At 51.5% G+C, this 16329-nt stretch carries 14 protein-coding genes and 1 pseudogene; 6 read left to right on the top strand and 9 right to left on the bottom strand.

Annotation, left to right across the window (positions count from 1 at the left end; genetic code table 11):
* From HV311_RS17170 to glmS, 9 genes and pseudogenes are all read right to left on the bottom strand, one after another.
* Positions 1-1653, bottom strand: a complete 1653-nt coding sequence (locus tag HV311_RS17170; protein WP_016152300.1) for a class I fumarate hydratase — start codon at positions 1651-1653, stop codon at positions 1-3.
* A 58-nt stretch (positions 1654-1711) separates the two neighbouring features.
* Positions 1712-2713, bottom strand: a complete 1002-nt coding sequence (gene glsA, locus HV311_RS17165) for a glutaminase A (protein WP_047415198.1) — start codon at positions 2711-2713, stop codon at positions 1712-1714.
* Between the two features lie 148 nt (positions 2714-2861).
* Positions 2862-4143: pseudogene (locus HV311_RS17160) on the bottom strand (dicarboxylate/amino acid:cation symporter); the annotation flags it as partial.
* 168 nt (positions 4144-4311) lie between these two features.
* On the bottom strand, positions 4312-4629 hold the full coding sequence (locus HV311_RS17155) for a DUF4387 domain-containing protein (protein ID WP_016152303.1): 318 nt from the start codon (positions 4627-4629) through the stop codon (positions 4312-4314).
* Positions 4626-5996 (bottom strand): acyclic terpene utilization AtuA family protein, encoded by a 1371-nt coding sequence (locus tag HV311_RS17150; RefSeq protein WP_016156013.1) that lies wholly within the window; start codon positions 5994-5996, stop codon positions 4626-4628. Before HV311_RS17150 ends, HV311_RS17155 begins: the two co-directional genes overlap by 4 nt.
* Before the next feature lie 3 nt (positions 5997-5999).
* Positions 6000-7241, bottom strand: a complete 1242-nt coding sequence (locus HV311_RS17145; RefSeq protein ID WP_016152305.1) for a methylaspartate ammonia-lyase — start codon at positions 7239-7241, stop codon at positions 6000-6002.
* Positions 7241-8686 (bottom strand): methylaspartate mutase subunit E, encoded by a 1446-nt coding sequence (locus tag HV311_RS17140; RefSeq protein WP_016156014.1) that lies wholly within the window; start codon positions 8684-8686, stop codon positions 7241-7243. Before HV311_RS17140 ends, HV311_RS17145 begins: the two co-directional genes overlap by 1 nt.
* Before the next feature lie 18 nt (positions 8687-8704).
* Positions 8705-10093, bottom strand: a complete 1389-nt coding sequence (gene glmL / locus HV311_RS17135; RefSeq protein ID WP_016156015.1) for a methylaspartate mutase accessory protein GlmL — start codon at positions 10091-10093, stop codon at positions 8705-8707.
* Positions 10093-10542, bottom strand: coding sequence for a methylaspartate mutase subunit S (glmS, locus tag HV311_RS17130; protein WP_016152308.1), 450 nt, complete (start codon positions 10540-10542; stop codon positions 10093-10095). Before glmS ends, glmL begins: the two co-directional genes overlap by 1 nt.
* 1218 nt (positions 10543-11760) lie before the next feature.
* Here glmS and cydA point away from each other — a divergent pair.
* The 6 genes from cydA to tolQ all read left to right on the top strand — a co-directional run bounded on the left by cydA (position 11761) and on the right by tolQ (position 16329).
* A complete protein-coding gene (cydA, locus tag HV311_RS17125) occupies positions 11761-13329 on the top strand; it encodes a cytochrome ubiquinol oxidase subunit I (RefSeq protein WP_016152309.1) in 1569 nt (522 codons plus the stop codon).
* Between the two features lie 15 nt (positions 13330-13344).
* The gene (gene cydB / locus HV311_RS17120; protein ID WP_016152310.1) at positions 13345-14484 is read left to right on the top strand and encodes a cytochrome d ubiquinol oxidase subunit II; all 1140 of its coding nucleotides are present in this window, start codon (positions 13345-13347) and stop codon (positions 14482-14484) included.
* A gap of 14 nt (positions 14485-14498) precedes the next feature.
* Positions 14499-14612 carry a cytochrome bd-I oxidase subunit CydX gene (gene cydX, locus HV311_RS17115; RefSeq protein WP_003022970.1) on the top strand — a complete coding sequence of 38 codons (114 nt, stop codon included), beginning with the start codon at positions 14499-14501 and terminating at the stop codon, positions 14610-14612.
* A complete protein-coding gene (gene ybgE, locus HV311_RS17110; protein WP_016152311.1) occupies positions 14612-14905 on the top strand; it encodes a cyd operon protein YbgE in 294 nt (97 codons plus the stop codon). Before cydX ends, ybgE begins: the two co-directional genes overlap by 1 nt.
* A 330-nt stretch (positions 14906-15235) precedes the next feature.
* Positions 15236-15640 carry a tol-pal system-associated acyl-CoA thioesterase gene (ybgC, locus tag HV311_RS17105; RefSeq protein ID WP_003831439.1) on the top strand — a complete coding sequence of 135 codons (405 nt, stop codon included), beginning with the start codon at positions 15236-15238 and terminating at the stop codon, positions 15638-15640.
* Positions 15637-16329: a Tol-Pal system protein TolQ gene (tolQ, locus tag HV311_RS17100; RefSeq protein ID WP_016152312.1), complete on the top strand. Its 693-nt coding sequence runs from the start codon at positions 15637-15639 to the stop codon at positions 16327-16329. The genes ybgC and tolQ overlap by 4 nt, the downstream gene beginning before the upstream one ends.

Below are 16329 nucleotides of genomic sequence, written 5' to 3'. Positions count from 1 at the left end.
TTAATGTCCTGCCGGACAGGTTGCGCAGCGGTGCTGCTGCTCAAACTGGCTAAAGAAGTTATTGCCTTTGTCATCCACTAATACGAAGGCCGGCATATTTTTAACTTCCATCATCCACACCGCTTCCATTCCCAACTCGGGATATTCAAGGCAGTGCAGGCTCTTCACGTACTGCTGCGCCAACAAGGCTGCGGCGCCGCCAATGCTGCCAAGGTTAAAACCACCATGTTTGCGACACGCATCCGTGACTTGCGCGCTGCGGTTGCCTTTCGACAACATGATCAGACTGCCGCCCGCGGCCTGGAAAGCATCGACGTAACCGTCCATGCGCCCGCCGGTTGTGGGACCGAGCGAACCGCAGGCCAGATTACTGGGGGTTTTAGCCGGGCCCGCGTAATAGACGATATGGTTTTTCATGTAATCTGGCATCGGTTCGCCGTTATCCAGGCGCTCTTTGATTTTGGCATGCGCGATATCGCGAGCCACAACAATCGGGCCGTTTAACGATAAACGCGTCCCAATTGGCAGAGTGGTGAGATCCTGCAGGATCTCGCGCAACGGACGATTCAGATCCAGTTGTACGGTCTGGGCGCCATTTTCTACCCGCTGTGAATCGGGAATAAATTTGCCCGGATTATGCTCGAGTTTTTCCAGCCAGATTCCGTGTTTGTTGATTTTGGCCTTGATGTTGCGGTCGGCTGAGCAGGAGAGAGCCATGGCGATAGGGCAGGAGCCGCCGTGGCGTGGCAGGCGGATCACCCGGATATCGTGGGCAAAGTATTTGCCGCCAAACTGCGCGCCGATGCCAAACTCGCGACTGGCGTTGAGCAGCTCGGCTTCCAGCGCCGTATCGCGGAATGCCTGACCCAATTCGTTCCCGCTGGTGGGCAGGTTATCGTAATATTTAGTTGAAGCCAGTTTAGCAACTTTCAGCGTCTGGTCGGCGGACAAGCCTCCAACGACGAAAGCGATGTGATACGGCGGGCAGGCGGCTGTACCCAGTGATTTCATTTTTTCGATCAGAAACGCGGTGAGCTTTTCCGGCTGCAGAATAGATTTGGTTTCCTGGAACAGCGCCGCTTTGTTAGCAGAGCCGCCGCCTTTGTTGACGAACAGGAAACGGTATTCGTTACCCGGCGTGGCGCTGATGTCGATTTGCGCCGGCAGGTTAGTCTGGGTATTGACCTCGGTATACATGTCCAGCGGGGCATTTTGCGAGTAACGCAGGTTGTTTTCGGTGAAGGTGGTGTACACGCCTTTGCTTAATGCTTCTGCGTCATCGCCGCCGGTCCAGACATGCTGTCCTTTGCAGGCCACAATGGTTGCCGTCCCGGTATCCTGGCAGTTGGGCAGGACGCCTTTGGCCGAAACCTCAGCATTGCGTAGCAGTTGCAATGCGACGTACTTATCGTTACTGCTGGCCTGCGGATCGTGCAGAATGCTGGCTATCTGTTTTAAATGTCCGGCGCGCAGGAAAAATGAAGCCTCATAAAATGCCTGCTGGGCTAATAAGGTTAGCGCTTCTGGCGCAACCTTAATCACTTCCTCTCCGTCTAACTCCGTTACCGCAACGTGCTGGTTACTCAGTAATTCATATTCGGTATTATCTTTACTCTGAACAAAGAGTTCCTGCCAGACAAATGGTTTAGACATGTTTACATCTCACCTTTTAGTTAATATGTCGGATGGCGCTCACGCCATCCGTAATTGCTTAATGCGCTAAAAAGACATTGGCTTTTGTCGCTTCGGCGACATATTCGATCGTTTTCTGGGCGCGAACGCTGTTACCGGCTTCATCCAGCGGCGGAGAATAGACGGCAATCGCATATTCGCCCGGGACAACGGCGACCATGCCGCCGCCGACGCCGCTTTTTGCCGGGATGCCCACGGTGTAGAGCCATTTACCGCTGCCGTCGTATAGTCCGGCAATCGCCATTTCTGCCAGCACCTGCGGAACATATTTTTCATTCAGCAACTGCTTGCCGTTGAATGGAGATTTGCCTTTGTTCGCCAGTACCGCCCCCATTTTGGCCAGTTGCTCAACGGTGATATCCACCGAGCACTGACGGGTATAAATTTCGACAGCTTCGTCGGTATTGCCATAGAAGCTGTTATAGGATTCCATCAGCTTCGCCAGCGCCTGATTGTGCTGGTTGGTTTCCATCTCGGATTTAAAGACCGGCTCATTAACCGTAAGCGTGGCGTCGGCCCAGACGTTCAGGTTGTCGAGGATTTTGTTCCAGCGATCGGTTTTGTCTTTGGCTTCAATCAGGCTAACGGTGCTCATCGCCCCGGCGTTTACCAGCGGGTTCTCAGGTGCGCCTTTGGTCAGCTCAACCGCTAAACCGGAGTTGAAGGGCATGCCGGTGGCATTGGCCCCGAGTTTATCCAGCACCACCTGAGGGCCGTGCTGTTCCATGGCGAGCGCCATGGTGAAGACTTTGCTCAGGGATTCCATGGGGAAGGGTTTGTTAACATCGCCAACCTGGTAGATCTTGCCGTCCACCGTGGCAATGGTGATGGCAAAGTTATTCGGGCTGTAGGTCGCCAGGGCAGGGATGTAGTCGGCGACTTTTCCATCATGGTTACTTTTATATTTTTGATGTGCCTGGTCGATAAGCTTTGCGTAATCCGGCGTGGTTTGCGCGAGAATCGTTGCGCTGAACAAAACGCTGAAGGAAAAAATACTCACGCCGAGAAGAGTTTTAGTCATGGTGCAATCCTGTTGGTGTGCTCATCATGGTGCCGGATGGCGGCTTACCGCCTTATCCGGCCAACGGATAGTTAAACGTTATGTAGGCCGGATAAGCGCAAGCGTCATCCGGCAATAACGTCGTATCAGGACAACGCGACTTCTGTTTCGGTAACCGGACGTTCTTGTTCCGGGGTCTTCACTGGTGCAGTGCCACGACAACCCTGGCCGAAGTGTTCACCTTCCCAGCGACCTACAATGGCAGCACCCATTGCGTTACTCATGACGTTGGTAGCAGAACGACCCATATCGAGGAACGGATCGACGCCCATCAACAGGATCAGACCAGCTTCAGGAATGTTGAACTGGTTCAGGGTTGCGGCGATAACCACCATTGATGCACGCGGTACGCCCGCCATCCCTTTAGAGGTCAGCATCAGGATTAACAGCATGGTAATTTGCTCGCCCATGCTCAGCTCAATGTTGCACGCCTGAGCAATAAAGACGGTGGCAAATGAGCAGTACGCCATGGAGCCGACCAGGTTAAAGGAGTAACCGATAGGCAGAACGAAGCTGGCGATTTTTGAAGAAACGCCGAATTTTTCCAGCTTGTCCAGGGTGCCCGGGAAGGCGGCTTCTGAGCTGGAGGTAGTAAAGGCCAGCAGTGCAGGCTCGAGGATTGATTTGGTCAAACGCGCGATGCAAGGCCCGACTATCATGGTTGACAGGCCAATCAGGATTGCCCACAGCATACCCAGGGTCAGATAGAATTCACCCATGAAGATCCCGGCGCTGACCATCACCCCCAGACCACGTTCGGCAATCAGACCAGAAATAGCGGCAAAAACGGTCAATGGTGCAAACAGCATGACGTAGCCCGTCAGCTTCAGCATCACGTGTACCAGTGAATCCAGAACCTTCACGATAGGCTCGGCTTTTTCACCAATCGCGGCCAGGCTGCAACCGAGGAAAATTGAGAACACCACGATCTGCAGAATTTCGTTACGCGCCATCGCATCGACAATACTGGTCGGTACCGCGTGCGAGATAAACACTTTCAGCGTGAATGGCTCTGACTTAACGGCGGCAACAGCCCCGACGTCATGTGGCACGAAGTTGATCCCCGCGCCTGGCTGGAAGATGTTAACGATAACCAGACCCAGTGCAATTGACACCAGAGAGGCGCAAATAAACAGGAAGAAGGTTTTCGAAAATATACGTCCCAGCGTTTTGGCATCGCCCATTTTGGCAATACCAACAACCAGAGTTGAAATAACCAATGGCGCGATAATCATTTTTACCATGCGTAAGAATATAGTGGTAAAAATAGAAATATCTGCTGCATAGGATTTTGCGGTTTCAGCCGCGGCCATATTATTTATGGCCACCCCGGCAATCATGCCGAGTATCAGGCCTAATATGATCATCTTCGTTAAACTTATTTTCTTCATGTGTACTCCATCGGATAAAGGCTGGTAATTGGAATTGTGTAGGGTGGCGTGCGCCTGAGCCTGGACAGCAGCTCAGACGCACGCCTGTTGTGACCAACCGCATGAATAATTCGAAGCACTGTGATACCGCTGAATTCTGTGCTCCAATGGTTGTTATTGTGTTTTTTGTTACAAGTCGAACTCAATACTTAATAATGGAGCGTGTTGCTGAGCACCATAAACATCATTATCACCGACGTTGCCGGAAATAATATCGCGCGGCATGACGATTTTTACGGCATTCGCCGGATCGAACCACACGATATTGTGAATGAAGTCAGGTTCAACATTATATAAACTGGCAATGAGCTGCGGTGTTAATTGCTCGCAGGCTTTTACCCGCTGATAGTCTTCCCTGGTTTTAAATAAAATATCTAAAACCAGTTCGTACGGTCCGGCGTTTTTGGAGCGAATAACCTGCGCCAGTGAACAAATTGAGTGTTTCATGCCTGAACTCCTTCTGGCGTCACCTGTTCAATGTGGAAATCAAATCGCAGCGCATCGCTCGCTTCAATCAGGTGATAGATCGAGAACTCATACACCGGTCCACTTTGAATATCAGATGGCGAGAACGGGAAGGCGAGGTTGCCCGCAGTCGCAATGCGATTTTCATAGCCGTAGTGCAGCAGGGTAGAGCGTACCAGCGAGCAAACGCTGTTGGCGATATCCTGCGTCGGCGCAACGACATCCAGTAAAATCCCCAGCTCATGACCGGCGGTTTTCATCGGTTCATGGTTGCCCATCACACCGTTCTTACCATACAGGTGGAACGTCATGCGGATACTGTCGTCATTCAGTGAGAGGTTACGCGCCACGCTTGCCTGTACCTCTTCGAGAATGGTGTCAATCCCGGCAATCATAATTGGGTCGCGCGTTCCGGCGATGGTCAGGCAACGGAAGCCAACCTGACGCGCGCCTTCCAGTTTCAACGCATACGGTGTTTCTTCATGACGTGAACCACTGACATACACTTCGCCTTCGTTAACCTGGGTAAAGGTGCACGCTTTCAGGTTCAGCACGCCGCCTGGTCCTGGCAGGAAGTACGGATCGGACTTCTCATACAGGGTGTGCGCCGCAGCGGAAGTTTCAGTGAACTTACGCTTGGGATTGAACGCCTTCAGCGTAAAGCCGTTGTCATCAATGATCCCCATCGCACAATCTGAGCCGGAGCCAGGGGTGGCAGCAATGGCAGCACACTCAAGGATCTTCCCGCAATGAAGTGCCAGACCTTCATCAAAGCCCTGCATTATTGGCAGCGCGGCGAAGCAGGCCGGATCGTAGGCACGTCCGCCCAGAACCACCTGCGCGCCAGCTTCGAGCGCACGCTGAAAAGGCTCGACGCCCATCTGCGCGACAATGTAGGTGCTCTCTTCAATTGCATCGTGAGTCAGTTCAGGCACAAAATCGAGCGCGGTGATTTTGCCGTTATCCAGCGCCTGATGAACGATTTCTTTGTCGACATCAGACGGGATTAACGCCATTGAGAAGGACAGTTTTTCTTCCTGTGCGATCTCATGGATTATCTGGCGACACCACTCCAGATGCGGAGCTGCGCCAGAACCACCGGCCGTGCCGATCACTACCGGGATGTTATTCTTCACGCCTGCCACGATCATATAGCGCAGATCGCGTTTCACACCGGCCCGGTCGGTAAAGGGTTTACCCGCCCCCAGATAGTGGGGGCCTGGATCGGAGGAACCTGCGTCAACAGCAATAAGATCCGGTGACTCTTCCATGGCTTTACGAAAACTTTCTTCCGGGAAGCCATAACCCAGGATAGCCGTAGGCGATAAGATCTTAAATGTGCGTGCCATCTCTTAATCCTTAGTTTGCAACAGCGCGATGGTGCGGTTCATTTCGTTAAACACGATGTTGAGACCTTCATCGAAACCCATACCCGGCTTGATCAGCATGCGCATTGGACGCGCAGCCAGCGCGACGTGTACGCAGGTACGCGCACTGATTTCCGTTTCGTTACAGGTACCGCCCTGATAGGCTTCCATTCCGTGTTTGTTGCAATACAGCACCGCATCAACGATGTTGTGAATACCGCCCAGATCCGGGGTCTTGATCTGCACCATGTGGCAACTGCCCGCGTCGGTGAAGTCCACGATATCCTGATAGGTGTTACACCATTCATCCGCAACAATTTTCACGCCGGAACCCAGACGGGTAAGCTCCTGAGTGATCTCGGTGAGCATGCGGATCTGATCCGGCTTGTTACCGGCATCTACCGGGCCTTCAATGTACAGCGGCAGGCCTTGAGCTTCGGCTTCCAGGCTGGCGATGTATTCGGCGCAACGCACCGGATCCATATCGAAGATCAGACCGATGGTGCCGTAGACATCAATATGCAGCGTCGGGTGATAGGTTTCGTTGGTGCGCAGGCTCAGGATGCGGTTAGACAACCAGCGGACGTACTCACGCAGTTTTTCGCCTTTGAAGCCCAGCTTCTCTTCTACGTTATTGATCAGCGCATGCGGCAGGACGTCCACACCTTTGAGGATCATCTTGTCGACGGCGATATAACGGTCGTCGCCGCTCTGGCCAAATAATGGAATGGCTTCCGGGACGCACGGCAGTTGCCATTCATCACAAACCACTTCTGCTTTCAGACGACCGGTAGCCAGTGCCGCCGCGTCGAGCAGCGCCTGAGACAGACCATAACGTACGGCGGTATGCAGCAGATGGCCGTCAATACGCAGTTCGTCAAAGAAACGGGCGTTGGTCAGGAACGAATCAACGTCACGGCCTTCCAGCAGCGGTTTGATGTGATCGTTAAGGAACGGAATGAAGTTTTCAGCCAGGAACAGCGGATCGCGTCCACCTGCACCTGAATATTGCACCGCTGCACAATCGCCCACCGCTACCGCGCCGTTTTCCAGAATCAGCTGTACGGATACGCATTCACCCGCCTGACGAACAGATGTAAATCCAGGCGTTACCGGAGCGCCGGTATAGATAAACCCGTCATGACCGGCGCCGTTTTTGATGGCCTGCTGATCGTCAAAATAAAATGAGGAGTAGCCAGCTGTGAAAAGGGCCTGTTTAATTTTCATTATGGTCTTCCTATTAATTTACTGTGGGATACGGCGTTGATGTCATCAATGACCATCTGGAAAGAAGGCTTGCGGCCTTCGAAATGCGCGCGCTCTGCGACGTAGTCGTGGTGCAGGGCGAGAATGTCTTTCGGCAGCGGAACGGCACCGGCTTCGAGAATACGGATGGCGCCTGTGTTATCGCGAACAGGCAGGATCTTACCGGCGTTACAGGCGGCAGGCGCGAAAGGTACATCCAGTACGCCTGCTTCAAAGGCCAGCACTGTACCGCGCGCAATGTCGCCATTGCCCAGTTCGAAGACTTTCTTCAGCACCGCGCGGACTTCGCTCTTAATCAGATCAACTTCCTGCTCCACGGCAGCGCACTGCGGGAATTTCTGGTCGCTGACCATGTTGAGCATCTGGCGCGAAGCTTTCAGACCCTGGGCGTTCGCTGCCGCCGTTGGGATACCGAACGCTTCGTGCGGGCTTTTGGTGATCACTTTGGTGGCACCTGACATACCGGCAACCGCTGCGCCCCAGGCGATAACGGAGAAGGCTTTTGCTTCATCTTCCGGGAATCCGCCCATCCACTGGTGGAAAACGGTACTCAGTTCGTAATCGTCAAAGCCGTGGTTATGGAAATATTCGTGGGAAAGTTCGCGCAGCGCCTGAATCGCTGCAATATCCTGCGTTAGGCTACCGACCTGGCCGTAGCCAACGGTAATTGACTTGACGCCTTGTTCCAGAGCCAACAGACCTTCGATAATCGCCACCGAGTGGGACATAAACGGCGGGATCAGGGTGCCGGTCAGTGGGCCAAACGGTTCACGGTTGATACGAATACCGTTCTCTTCGTACAGGCCCATCAGGCGGTCGCAGTACTGCCAGTCGCGGATGGATTTTTCCAGAGTGACACGTTTAGCGTAAGGAATGTTGTAGGAGATGCCGCCGCCTTCGTAGCTGGTAAAGCCACTGGCCATGGCGATTTCTGCCAGCAGGCGCGCATCAGGCGTGCCGTGACGAACCTGGATCGGTTTTTCCAGTGCTTCAGTCATACGACGGCAGGCAGCAACCCCGTGATTGACGACCGGTAAACCATTCAGCTTGGAAGTACCTGCTTCGATAGATTTCTGGATCCCGACAGCGGCTTCTTCATAGCGGTTCAGACGGGTATAGGCATCGATAGTACTCGGCAGGAGGTCGCACTCTTCCTGCAATGTTTTGAGCAGCGCAATATGCTCATCCATTAATGCTACGCCTGCGCGCGGCTGGCTCAGGGTTTTCCCTTCCTGATCGGCCTTCAGCAGAGCAAGGGAGAAGCGCTTTTTATCCGGAATTGATTGCTGGTACTTCACGCCATCTTCGAAGTTCTCAACGTCTTTGCCGGTTTCCCAGGTTTGTAATACCTGATGCCTTTCGGTCATGAATTCGTCATGGGTCAATTTTTTATTTCGAAGTTCCATTCGTAGCTGCCTTAAGTTTTATAGGGTTAAACACTGAATGCTGGTGCGAGCAGCGGCTTGCGGGTACAGCCTGGCGACGTTTGCCAGTAGCGGGAGCAGGCCATTTGAATCGCGGTAATACTCAAACTGATTCGGTAACAAAATTCTTTTACCCTGGTCGTCCAGCTCCCGGTATTTGAGCCAGTTATGGATATCGAACTGGCTGGCGCGAGAGAGCCATCCCCCTGAACCGACGACTTTGCGTACGGTGGTGAGATCGCGACCCATCTGTAAATCCACGTTACCCACGCAGGTGCAAACCTGCTTCTTAGTGCCCGCGTGGCGCTCAGCGGCATAGCCCACGCACAAACCTGCCAGCAGGGTGTCGAAATACTTCTCCTCCTCGCTGAGCGGCAGGTAATCCGGTTGCCCAACCAGATGACGCAGGTAGCGGTAAAACGCTTCCTCGCGCTGCGGTTGTTGGGCGAAGATGACTTTCACCATATCCTGCGTACTTTCTCCCACCACGACGGCGGAAACGCGCATTCCCAGGTCGCCTTCAACGGTACGTTTGACGAACGGTTCAGGAACACCATGCAGGACGGTATCGGGGGAGAGGGTATTCGCGCTGGCCGAATAGACATCCGTGGTGGCTCCGCCCATATCAATCAGCATGAATTCCTTCCATGCGCTGTCGTAATCGCTAATGGCTTTGACTAACTCATATACCGTCCATGGCGTCGGCATTGGCTCTTCGCCGGTTTCGCCGACGATGACGTCCAGACCTTTACCTTTGACAATGCGTGACAAGAACACATCGCAAATCGCCTGGCGCGCGGCAAACGGATTCGGGTGATCGAGGTCAGGCAGAATGTTGTCTACCGTGGTCAGATCTTTATGTCCCAGAATCGTTTGTATTTCGTCCTGAATGTCCCGATTTCCGGCGTAGATAATGGCGCAATCAAGCGTTGAGCCTGCCAGCGCGTGCGCATTCGCCAGGCCGTAGCTTTCTTCGCCACCGTCTGTACCGCCGGTAAACAACAGAATGTCTGGCGGTGATGATTCCAGCTCCTGGATGTCATGCCGGTTCAGTTTGTACGAATAATATTGCGCGATTTTCGCTCCTGCCGAATGGGCGGTAACTTTTGCTGATTCCAGCGTAATGGAAGGCACCAGCCCCATTGCTGCAACGGCGAGTCCACCCTTGGCCGAGGAGGAGTATTTCAACTGCACTTCACCACTTTTCAGTAACGGGCGAGCATCGGCAACGTTCAGCACCTGATTCAGGCTGGCAAAAAAACCGTCTGCCAGATGATGTGTGGTGGTTGGGGTCAGGACATGGTTTACCAGGGTTAATTCCTCGCCTTCATGGGCGAAGAGGGCAGCCTTGGTCCATGTCGAGCCGATATCGACAGAAACTGTTTGCATCAGATAGCCTCTTCCAGGCAACGCTGCTCGAGGCCATTGTGTTGGCGAATATCATTGGTGATAAGCGCGCAGACATCTTCCAGGTCGTGGCTCGGTGCGAAGACGCGGTTAAAACCCATCTCCTTAAACTTCACTTCCACATCGCCGAAGTCATGTTTACCAACTACCAGGTTGCCACCGACGTACAGCAGAATGTCGCCGAGGCCGCGTTCGATGCAGCGCTCACGTAACCCGAGGCAGTCAATGTCGCCATGACCGTAGATAGAGGACACCACGATGGCATCGGCGCCTGTTTCAATCGCGGCATCAATATATTCATCCTGGCTCACCATCACCCCGAGGTTGATTACGTGAAAATCATGAGCAGTAAAAACGCGATCCAGAACTTTATTACCTACTGCATGGCAGTCAGCACCGATGACGCCAATAACAAGTGTAGATTTCTTCATGGGTAATCCTCTGTAGGGCTGATGGTCAATAAGTGAAAATTATTTTCTAATATTTAGAACATGGTTTGTGACAACCTCTTAATAGGGTCGGAGTTTCTGTGTAAGCGGAAAAGGAAGCAATTGATCTATTTTCAAAATATCCTGCGCAAAATGATTGTTATATTTTTTTATTTATAAAAATCATTGTTTATCAGATGGTTGAGTGTTGTTTTTGCGGTTTTTTTTAATTTACCAGGAAAATGACGAATAAATGACTTGCCATGTTTGTGATCGAAATCTTATTTTGTTGTGCGTCTCATTCATGTGTCATTTTTTATAATTTAAAAAATTATCTTTACTAAATAACTTGTGAACGGGATAACGGTTTTTTATTTTTTAATCTTATATGACACAATTATATTTTGTTAAATTTAAGATAAAAATGATAATGAATTGTTTGTGGCATATTTAAACGTTGCCACATAAGAGAAAAAGAGAAGTGAGTGATAACTTTCAGTGATGCTTTAAGCGAAACGCCTGCGCTGTGCTGAGGACGTCAAACCCAATGCGTCTGTCAATGAGGGACGCTTTCGCTTCCATTTGAGATAGTTACATCTTGGTGTTAATTATAAGTAAAATTTAAATGAATAATTTGTATGAAATAACAATTCCATGACTTGCTAAACAAAAAACTGTGAGCTACCCAGCAATAGTGACTCTTTATCTGCTGGCAATTTTGTCAGTCGGGCGGGTTAAAAGATCGTGTAGATTTAAATAAATATCCTATCATTTGTAGTAACGGCAATTACTCATTGAAAAACATACCGTTAACATGGCGTTCACTAGTCGCCTGACTGTTAAACACTATTAACATTAAATTTGAAAATTGATTTAAATCAATGTTTAAAACTTGGTAAACAGCCTCAAAAGAGGTTAAATTGCTGCAGATCAAATTGGTCTGAAAGTGATAAATTAGCTATAAATTGATCACTATCGAAAAATGCAAATTTACCTCGATAAAAACCTGTTTATTGTAAGGATTTTACGGCGTAATATAATTGCGGGATCAATTTGAGTGTTTTATTAACATGTTTGTAACCTTTCATCATTGTCCTTTCTTCAATTGAGAAGAAAGAGCAGCGGCGGAGGGAAGCAGATAAATTTGTATTGGGGCATGCGTGTGACCCTTTCTAACGGGGTTCACTCTCGGAGTCTTCATGCGATGAGCAAGGAGTCATGATGTTAGATATAGTCGAACTGTCGCGCTTACAGTTTGCCTTGACCGCGATGTACCACTTCCTGTTTGTGCCACTGACGCTAGGTATGGCGTTCTTGCTGGCCATCATGGAAACGGTCTACGTCCTTTCCGGCAAACAGATTTATAAAGATATGACCAAGTTCTGGGGCAAGTTGTTTGGTATCAACTTCGCTCTGGGTGTGGCAACCGGTCTGACCATGGAGTTCCAGTTCGGGACTAACTGGTCTTACTACTCCCACTATGTAGGGGATATTTTCGGTGCGCCGCTGGCGATCGAAGGTTTGATGGCCTTCTTCCTCGAATCCACCTTTGTAGGTCTGTTCTTCTTCGGCTGGGACCGTTTGGGTAAAGTCCAGCATATGTGCGTCACCTGGCTGGTGGCCCTGGGTTCTAACCTGTCCGCACTGTGGATTCTGGTTGCGAACGGCTGGATGCAAAACCCAATCGCCGCGGATTTCAACTTTGAAACCATGCGCATGGAGATGCTGAGCTTCTCTGAACTGGTGCTCAACCCGGTAGCACAGGTGAAATTTGTTCACACTGTGGCATCTGGTTATGTTTGTGGCGCGATGTTCGTTCTGGGGATCAGCTCCTACTATATGCTGCGCGGTCGTGACTTCGCGTTTGCTAAACGTTCTTTTGCAATCGCCGCCAGCTTTGGTATGGCTGCTATTCTGTCTGTTATCGTTCTGGGTGATGAATCCGGTTACGAAATGGGCGACGTGCAGAAAACCAAACTCGCTGCTATTGAAGCAGAATGGGAAACGCAGCCTGCACCGGCTTCCTTTACCCTGTTCGGTATTCCGGACCAGGATGCGCAGGAAAACCATTTTGCGATTCAAATTCCTTATGCGCTGGGCATCATTGCCACCCGCTCTGTTGATACACCGGTCATTGGTCTGAAAGACCTGATGGTGCAGCACGAAGAGCGCATCCGTAACGGGATGAAAGCGTATCAACTGCTGGAAGAACTGCGTGCAGGAACTACCGATCAGGCCGTTCGCGACCAGTTCAACAGCATGAAGAAAGACCTGGGTTATGGTCTGCTGCTGAAACGCTATACGGATAACGTCACCGACGCGACCGAAGCGCAAATTCAGCAGGCAACGAAAGATTCTATTCCTCGCGTTGCGCCGCTGTACTTCGCTTTCCGTATTATGGTGGCGTGCGGCATTCTGATGCTGGCAATCATCGCAGTGTCCTTCTGGACCGTGATTCGTAACCGTATCGGTGAGAAAAAATGGCTGCTGCGCACCGCGCTGTATGCGATTCCTCTGCCGTGGATTGCCATTGAATCCGGTTGGTTTGTTGCAGAGTACGGCCGCCAACCGTGGGCGATTGGTGAAGTGTTACCAACAGCCGTAGCGAACTCTTCGCTGACCGCTGGCGACCTCATCTTCTCGATGCTGTTGATTTGCGGCCTGTATACCCTGTTCCTGGTGGCTGAACTGTATCTGATGTTCAAGTTCGCACGCCTTGGGCCGAGTAGCCTGAAAACCGGTCGTTATCACTACGAGCAGTCCACTGTGACTTCTCAGCCGGCACGCTAAGACAGGAGTCGTCAAATGATCGATTATGAAGTATTGCGTTTTATCTGGTGGCTGCTGGTTGGCATTCTGCTGATTGGTTTCGCGGTCACTGATGGCTTCGACATGGGGGTGGGCATGCTCACCCGTTTCCTCGGTCGTAATGATACCGAGCGTCGAATTATGATTAACTCCATCGCCCCGCACTGGGACGGTAACCAGGTTTGGCTCATCACCGCGGGTGGCGCACTGTTCGCTGCCTGGCCGATGGTGTATGCCGCTGCGTTCTCCGGTTTCTATGTGGCGATGATCCTGGTACTGGCGTCTTTGTTCTTCCGTCCTGTCGGTTTTGATTACCGCTCGAAGATTGAAGACATGCGCTGGCGCAACATGTGGGACTGGGGCATCTTCATTGGTAGCTTCGTTCCACCGCTGGTTATTGGCGTGGCGTTCGGCAACCTGCTTCAAGGGGTTCCGTTCCACGTAGACGACTACATGCGTTTGTACTACACCGGTAACTTCTTCCAGTTGCTGAATCCGTTTGGTCTGCTGGCGGGTGTCGTGAGTGTTGGGATGATCATCACCCAGGGCGCGACCTATCTGCAGATGCGTACGGTAGGTGAACTGCATCTGCGTGCGCGTGCAACGTCGCAGGTTGCCGCACTGGTCACTATGGTCTGCTTCGCGCTGGCTGGTGTGTGGGTGATTTACGGTATTGACGGTTATGTTGTGACCTCAGCACTGGATCATCATGCCGCCTCTAACCCGCTGACCAAAGAAGTGGCTCGCGTGGCTGGCGCATGGATGGTGAACTTTAACAATGCACCTATCCTGTGGCTGGTTCCTGCACTGGGCGTGGTTCTGCCGCTGTTGACCATCCTGACTTCTCGTATGGAGAAAGGGGCATGGGCGTTCGTCTTCTCTTCACTGACGTTAGCCTGCATCATCCTGACGGCTGGTATCGCAATGTTCCCGTTTGTGATGCCATCCAGCACCATGATGAACGCAAGTCTGACCATGTGGGATGCAACGTCCAGCCAGCTGACGCTGAATCTGATGACGTATGTAGCTTGTGTGTTCGTTCCGATCATTCTGCTGTACACCGGCTGGTGTTACTGGAAGATGTTCGGTCGCATCACCAAAGAAGATATTGAAAGCAACACCCACTCTCTGTACTAAGTAAGGAGCTTAAAATGTGGTATTTCGCATGGATTTTGGGAACGCTTCTTGCCTGTGCATTTGGGATAATCACAGCGCTGGCGCTTGAGCACGTTGAATCAGGCAAAGCCGGACAAGAAGATAGCTGATGACCAACATTATCGCGATGCAGTATAACGCGATGGATAAGCGCCCCTTGCGGGCGCTTTCCTTTGTGCTGGCAATCGTGTTGGCTGGTTGCATATTCTGGGATCCGTCACGTTTCGCGGCCAAAACCAGTGAGCTGGAAATCTGGCATGGTCTCCTGCTGATGTGGGCGGTCTGCGCAGGCATCATTCACGGCGTTGGTTTTCGTCCTCGCGCCGTACACTGGCAGGGCATTTTCTGCCCGCTAATCGCAGATATCGTCCTGGTTGTTGGTCTGATTTTCTTCTTCTTTTGAATAAGAAACATCCTTAAATATTTATGGGCTTGCATAAGCCCATAAATTTTTACTCTCCGTTTACTTTCCCCCATTCCAAACCACCATTCCCGCGCGTATAGTAGCGAAGTTTGAAAGCATTAACCTAAGGTTGTGCCCTGGAGTTGTGTGCGGTGGCGACACTGGACCATCAGGACGCAACTTAATTGCATTACCGGGATGTAAAGTGAATACAGCGCGATATACAACGACATTCTTGAAGCATCGCGGCGGCAAGAACGCGAGTCACCAGGCGCTTACAAAGTTAAGCGACCGGTGTGAGTGGGCGAAGCCAACAAAGAGGCAGTAAGAATGAACAAGTATATGTTTCGATGGCCGGTTCGTGTCTACTATGAAGACACCGATGCCGGTGGAGTGGTTTACCACGCCAGCTACGTCGCTTTTTACGAAAGAGCACGCACAGAAATGCTGCGTCATCATCACTTCAGTCAGCAGGTCCTGTTGGCCGAACGTGTAGCCTTTGTGGTGCGCAAGATGACGCTGGAGTATTTTGCGCCTGCCCGACTCGACGATATGCTCGAAGTCCAAACCGAAATTACGTCAATGCGTGGCACCTCATTGGTTTTCACGCAACGCATTGTCAACGCAGAGAACACCGTGCTGAATGAAGCCGAAGTTCTGATTGTTTGCGTTGATCCACTCAAAATGAAGCCTCGTGCGCTTCCCAAGTCTATTGTCGCGGAGTTTAAGCAGTGACTGACATGAATATCCTTGATTTGTTCCTGAAGGCAAGCCTTCTGGTTAAACTTATCATGTTGATTTTGATTGGTTTCTCAATCGCATCCTGGGCCATTATTATCCAGCGGACCCGTATTCTTAATGCGGCTTCACGTGAAGCCGAAGCATTTGAAGACAAGTTCTGGTCCGGCATTGAATTGTCGCGCCTGTATCAGGAAAGCCAGGGGCGTCGTGATAACCTGGTGGGCTCGGAACAAATTTTCTACAGCGGATTCAAAGAGTTTGCGCGTCTGCATCGAGCGAATAGTCATGCGCCGGAAGCGGTCGTTGAGGGGGCATCCCGTGCGATGCGTATCTCGATGAACCGTGAACTGGAAACGCTGGAAACGCATATTCCATTCCTCGGCACCGTCGGCTCCATCAGCCCGTATATCGGTCTGTTCGGTACCGTTTGGGGGATCATGCACGCATTTATCGCGTTAGGCGCGGTAAAACAGGCAACGCTGCAAATGGTCGCACCGGGTATCGCGGAAGCGTTGATTGCAACGGCTATCGGTCTGTTTGCGGCAATCCCGGCGGTTATGGCTTACAACCGACTGAATCAGCGCGTAAACAAGCTGGAACTGAATTACGACAACTTTATGGAAGAGTTCACCGCGATTCTGCACCGCCAGGCGTTTACCGTTAGCGAGAGCAACAAGGGGTAA

Source organism: Citrobacter sp. RHBSTW-00881 (assembly GCF_013728515.1).
Taxonomy (GTDB): domain Bacteria; phylum Pseudomonadota; class Gammaproteobacteria; order Enterobacterales; family Enterobacteriaceae; genus Citrobacter; species Citrobacter braakii.
This window is presented reverse-complemented; position numbering and strand designations above follow the sequence as displayed.

What these genes read in the sequence shown, in the direction of transcription:
- HV311_RS17150 (WP_016156013.1), bottom strand. Translation starts at nt 5,996, where the DNA reads ATGGCACGCACATTTAAGATCTTATCGCCTACGGCTATCCTGGGTTAT.
- cydA (WP_016152309.1), top strand. Translation starts at nt 11,761, where the DNA reads ATGTTAGATATAGTCGAACTGTCGCGCTTACAGTTTGCCTTGACCGCG.
- glmS (WP_016152308.1), bottom strand. Translation starts at nt 10,542, where the DNA reads ATGAAGAAATCTACACTTGTTATTGGCGTCATCGGTGCTGACTGCCAT.
- HV311_RS17155 (WP_016152303.1), bottom strand. Translation starts at nt 4,629, where the DNA reads ATGAAACACTCAATTTGTTCACTGGCGCAGGTTATTCGCTCCAAAAAC.
- ybgE (WP_016152311.1), top strand. Translation starts at nt 14,612, where the DNA reads ATGACCAACATTATCGCGATGCAGTATAACGCGATGGATAAGCGCCCC.
- glsA (WP_047415198.1), bottom strand. Translation starts at nt 2,713, where the DNA reads ATGACTAAAACTCTTCTCGGCGTGAGTATTTTTTCCTTCAGCGTTTTG.
- cydB (WP_016152310.1), top strand. Translation starts at nt 13,345, where the DNA reads ATGATCGATTATGAAGTATTGCGTTTTATCTGGTGGCTGCTGGTTGGC.
- glmL (WP_016156015.1), bottom strand. Translation starts at nt 10,093, where the DNA reads ATGCAAACAGTTTCTGTCGATATCGGCTCGACATGGACCAAGGCTGCC.
- HV311_RS17140 (WP_016156014.1), bottom strand. Translation starts at nt 8,686, where the DNA reads ATGGAACTTCGAAATAAAAAATTGACCCATGACGAATTCATGACCGAA.
- HV311_RS17145 (WP_016152305.1), bottom strand. Translation starts at nt 7,241, where the DNA reads ATGAAAATTAAACAGGCCCTTTTCACAGCTGGCTACTCCTCATTTTAT.
- ybgC (WP_003831439.1), top strand. Translation starts at nt 15,236, where the DNA reads ATGAACAAGTATATGTTTCGATGGCCGGTTCGTGTCTACTATGAAGAC.
- cydX (WP_003022970.1), top strand. Translation starts at nt 14,499, where the DNA reads ATGTGGTATTTCGCATGGATTTTGGGAACGCTTCTTGCCTGTGCATTT.
- HV311_RS17170 (WP_016152300.1), bottom strand. Translation starts at nt 1,653, where the DNA reads ATGTCTAAACCATTTGTCTGGCAGGAACTCTTTGTTCAGAGTAAAGAT.